This is a genomic window from Grimontia sp. AD028, from assembly GCF_000973155.1.
Lineage (GTDB): Bacteria > Pseudomonadota > Gammaproteobacteria > Enterobacterales > Vibrionaceae > Enterovibrio > Enterovibrio indicus.
The window spans coordinates 1-4,821 of the sequence record NZ_LASY01000164.1 but is presented as its reverse complement, the minus strand read 5'-3'; the positions used below and the strand labels follow the sequence as shown (position 1 = coordinate 4,821).

Here is a 4,821-nt window from a genome sequence, read left to right as displayed (position 1 = left end):
CTCGAGCATTTTTCCTGCGCTATTTCTGATCACCTACCTACTGTGATTGGTATAAAAAAACCAAACCACCTCAAGACGTTGAAAGCTTGTCTTCGGCTTTCTATCTCTTGAGGTGGCTAGGGAATCTGGCTGCTATCAATCAGGTTGAATAACAGCCATAAAAAAACCCGCTAAATTTAGCGGGTTTCATCACGATTTGTAATTAAATTTTTTAAATAAAACTTAAATTACAGTACGTCGATCGCGTTAAGATCTTTGAACGCTTGCTCAAGACGCGCAACCATACCTTCTTGACCAGCACGCAGCCATACGCGTGGATCGTAGTATTTCTTGTTAGGTGCGTCTTCGCCAGTTGGGTTACCGATTTGACCTTGCAGGTAATCGTGGTTTTTCGCTTCGTACTGACGGATACCATCCCAAGTCGCCCACTGAGTATCAGTGTCGATGTTCATTTTGATAACGCCGTAAGAGATAGACTCTTCGATTTCTGCTTGAGAAGAACCAGAACCACCGTGGAATACGAAGTTCAGCGCGTTAGGTGCAATACCGAATTTCTCTGCACAGTATGCTTGAGAATCACGCAGGATGGTTGGAGTCAGAACAACGTTACCTGGCTTGTAAACGCCGTGTACGTTACCGAAAGACGCAGCGATAGTGAAACGGTGGCTGATAGCGTTCAGTTTCTCGTATGCGTATGCAACGTCTTCTGGAGAAGTGTACAGCTCAGACGCGTCCATGTGAGAGTTGTCTACGCCGTCTTCTTCACCACCAGTACAACCCAGTTCGATTTCCAGAGTCATGTTCATCTTTTCCATGCGAGTCAGGTACTCAGCACAGATTTCGATGTTTTCTTCCAGAGATTCTTCTGACAGGTCAATCATGTGAGAAGAGAACAGTGGCTTACCAGTTGCAGCGAAGTGCTCTTCACCTGCAGCCAGCAGACCGTCAATCCATGGCAGCAGTTTCTTAGCTGCGTGGTCAGTGTGCAGGATAACTGGCACACCGTAAGATTCAGCGATAGCGTGAACGTATTTAGCACCCGCTACTGCGCCTTTGATTTGTGATTCCTGACCTTCCAGCTTCAGGCCTTTACCTGCGAAGAACGCAGCGCCGCCGTTAGAGAACTGAACAACAACTGGTGCTTTAACTTTCGCAGCAGCTTCCAGTACTGAGTTGATAGAGTCAGTGTTTACTACGTTTACCGCTGGAAGAGCAAACTTGTGCTCTTTAGCAATTTCAAACACTTTCTGAACGTCGTCACCAGAGATAACGCCAGGTTTTACGAAATCAAAAACTTTAGACATAACAATAGTCCTATTTACTCTGTTGTCTTGAGTGAAATCCTATCCAAGCCGGTCTTTCCTACCGACTTGTTTCAATTCGGCAAACGTTTGCGAACAGTGCTGCGCATTGTACCCAAACGTGATTCTAAACACATTATTTTTTGCGTTTAGATATGCATTCCAATGATTACAAAGTTATCAAAGATGCATAAAAAACGGGGGCAGTCACCCCCGTTCGTCATTACGCTTTAGCGCGAGTTTCCAGCATTTCTACTGCAGGCAGTACTTTACCTTCAACGAACTCAAGGAATGCGCCGCCGCCGGTAGAGATGTAAGAAACGTCAGCTTTGATACCGAACTGGTCGATAGCTGCCAGCGTGTCACCACCACCTGCAACAGAGAAACCTTCAGAAGCAGCGATCGCTTCAGAGATACCTTTAGTACCTGCTTCGAAGTTCTTGAACTCGAATACGCCTACTGGGCCGTTCCACAGAATAGTTTTTGCATTCTTCAGGATTTCAGCCAGCGCTTGTGTTGAATCTGGACCCAGGTCGAAGATCATGTCGTCGTCCTGAACTTCAGAAACGTGCTTGATTTCTGCTTCTGCGTTCTCGTCGAATGCTTTCGCACATGCAACGTCAGTCGCTACTGGAATCGCACACTCGTCCATCAACTTCTTAGCGGTACCAACCAGGTCAGCTTCGTACAGAGACTTACCTACGTTGTGACCCGCTGCTGCGATGAAGGTATTTGCGATACCGCCACCAACAACCAGTTGGTCAGCGATTTTAGACAGAGATTCCAGAACAGTCAGTTTGGTAGAAACTTTTGAACCACCAACGATTGCTACCATTGGGCGCGCTGGGTTGTCCATTGCTTTGCCCAGTGCTTCCAGTTCGTTTGCCAGCAAAGGACCGGCACATGCGATTGGAGCGAACACACCAACACCGTAGGTTGATGCTTGTGCACGGTGAGCAGTGCCGAACGCATCCATCACGAATACGTCACACAGTGCAGCGTATTTCTTAGACAGTTCGTCTTCGTTTTTCTTCTCGCCTTTGTTGAAACGTACGTTTTCCAGAACAACCAGCTCACCTGCGTTCAGCTCCAGGCCGTCCAGGTAGTCTTTTGCCAGTTTAACGTCACAATCCAGTGCGTCGTTCAGGTAGTTAACAACAGGCTGCAGAGAGAATTCTTCAGCGTACTCGCCTTCGGTCGGACGACCCAGGTGAGAAGTAACCATCACTTTCGCGCCAGCTTCCAGGCAGTGTTTGATGGTTGGCAGAGACGCCAGAATACGCGCGTCAGAAGTCACTTTACCGTCTTTTACTGGTACGTTCAGATCGGCACGGATAAATACGCGTTTGCCAGCCAGATCCAGATCGGTCATTTTGATTACAGACATTTTCGTCCTCTCTCTAAGTTGCAAAAATCAAAAATTTGCTGTGGCTTTCTTCACTTCGGAAAGCCGTGGCTCAAGCCTTCGAGCCACTGGTAACTGTTGCCATGGCCAACGCCGTATCGAGCATGCGGTTGGCAAATCCCCATTCGTTGTCGCACCACACCAACATCTTTATCAGATGATGATTACTAACTCGTGTCTGCGAACCATCCACAATGGCGCTGTGGGGATCATGGTTAAAGTCTATCGAGACAAGTGGTGCCTCGGTATAGTCGACGATGCCGTTCAATGTACACCGAGCGGCCTCCTCGAGTGATTGATTTACGTCATTAACTTTCACTTTTGTGTGAACAGTAACACTCAAATCCATTGCTGTGACGTTAATTGTTGGCACTCTAACCGAAATCGCTTCAAATTTGTCAGAAAATTTCGGAAAGATTCTTCCAATTCCTAAATGTAATTTGGTGTCGACCGGAATAATAGACTGACTGGCAGCGCGCGTGCGTCGCAAATCTGGGTGATAGGCATCGATCACCTGCTGGTCGTTCATGGAAGAGTGAATCGTGGTGATGGTGCCTGACTCAATCCCAAACTGCTCATCCAATACCTTAATCACAGGCACGATACAGTTGGTGGTGCAAGAACCATTGGAAACAATGCGATCCGTCGGTTTGAGGGTTTCTTCATTCACACCAAAGATGATGGTGTTATCCAGGTCGTTACTGCCTGGATGGGAGAACAGCACTTTCTTGGCACCGGCGTCCAAATGCGCCTGACCGTGTTCACGGTTGCCAAACACACCCGTACAGTCGAGCACGATGTCGATGTCCAGATCTCGCCAAGGGAGTAGATTGATATCACTAAGGTGCAGGATGCGGATTTTGTCGTCGCCAACAAACAGGGACTCCTGACTGTTGGTCACTTTCTTGAAAAAGCGGCCATGACTGGAGTCATACTGAAGCAGATGCGCCATGGCATCAGGCTCAGCTAATTCGTTCACCGCAACCACTTCTATCTGGTCACGTTTGTCACTTTCATACAGCGCGCGGAGCACGCTACGGCCAATGCGGCCAAATCCATTAATTGCGACGCGTAATGCCATATCCCTGCTGATCTGTGTCGTTAATGAAATGCGGCTGACAGTCTATCTCAAGCACGTGAATTTCGCACGCAGAATGTGACTGGTCTCTCATCAATTATTCTTAAGGATTGGATAAAGAGCAGGAAAGAAAAAACCCGCCAGTTGGCGGGTTTTCAGCATTGATTAGGTACTTAAGCCAGCAGTTCTTTTGCTGTCTCAACCACGTTTTCAGTGGTGAAGCCGAACATCTTGAACAGCTCACCCGCCGGTGCAGATTCACCGAAGGTGTGCATGCCGATGATGCGACCGTCAAAGCCCACGTACTTGTACCAGAAGTCCGCAATGCCCGCTTCGATAGCCACACGTGCTGTCACGTCTGATGGCAGTACCGCTTCACGGTAAGCCGCATCTTGCTTATCGAACACGTCAGTCGATGGGATTGAAACCACACGAACATTGAAGCCCTGCGCTGACAGTTCAGTGCTGGCTTCAACCGCCAATTCAACTTCTGAACCAGTAGCAATCAGGATGAGCTCAGGAGTGCCAATGCAATCTTTCAGGATGTAACCACCCTTGGCGATGTTTGCCACTTGCTCGGCGTCACGCTCTTGTTGAGCCAGATTCTGACGCGAGAAGATCAGCGAACTTGGGCCGTCTTTTCGCTCAATCGCCAGTTTCCATGCGACTGCAGATTCTACCTGGTCACATGGACGCCATGTGCTCATGTTTGGCGTCAGACGCAGAGACGCGATTTGCTCAACCGGCTGGTGCGTCGGGCCGTCTTCACCCAGACCGATAGAATCGTGGGTGTAAACCTGAATGTTCTGCACTTTCATCAGTGCTGCCATACGCATCGCGTTACGCGCGTACTCCATGAACATCAGGAAGGTCGCACCGTATGGGACGAAACCGCCGTGCAGGGCGATACCGTTGATGATGGCGGTCATACCGAACTCACGCACACCGTAGTGGATGTAGTTACCAGACGCATCTTCACCGGTCAGGGCTTTTGAGCCAGACCACATGGTCAGGTTGGAAGGTGCCAGGTCAGCTGA

Annotated in this window: 4 protein-coding genes; all 4 read right to left on the bottom strand. The window is 48.8% G+C overall.

Features of this window, described 5'->3' with window-relative positions:
* Window positions 1–227: 227 nt before the first annotated feature.
* A complete protein-coding gene (fbaA, locus tag RN22_RS23580) occupies window positions 228–1,304 on the bottom strand; it encodes a class II fructose-bisphosphate aldolase (protein ID WP_046308325.1) in 1,077 nt (358 codons plus the stop codon).
* 220 nt (window positions 1,305–1,524) lie between these two features.
* Entirely contained in the window at window positions 1,525–2,688 is a 1,164-nt protein-coding gene (locus tag RN22_RS23575) for a phosphoglycerate kinase (protein WP_046308323.1), read from the bottom strand.
* A gap of 70 nt (window positions 2,689–2,758) precedes the next feature.
* A complete protein-coding gene (gene epd, locus RN22_RS23570) occupies window positions 2,759–3,787 on the bottom strand; it encodes an erythrose-4-phosphate dehydrogenase (protein ID WP_046308321.1) in 1,029 nt (342 codons plus the stop codon).
* Between the two features lie 170 nt (window positions 3,788–3,957).
* On the bottom strand, window positions 3,958–4,821 hold an 864-nt coding region (locus RN22_RS23565), incomplete at its 5' end, for a transketolase family protein (RefSeq protein WP_046308317.1).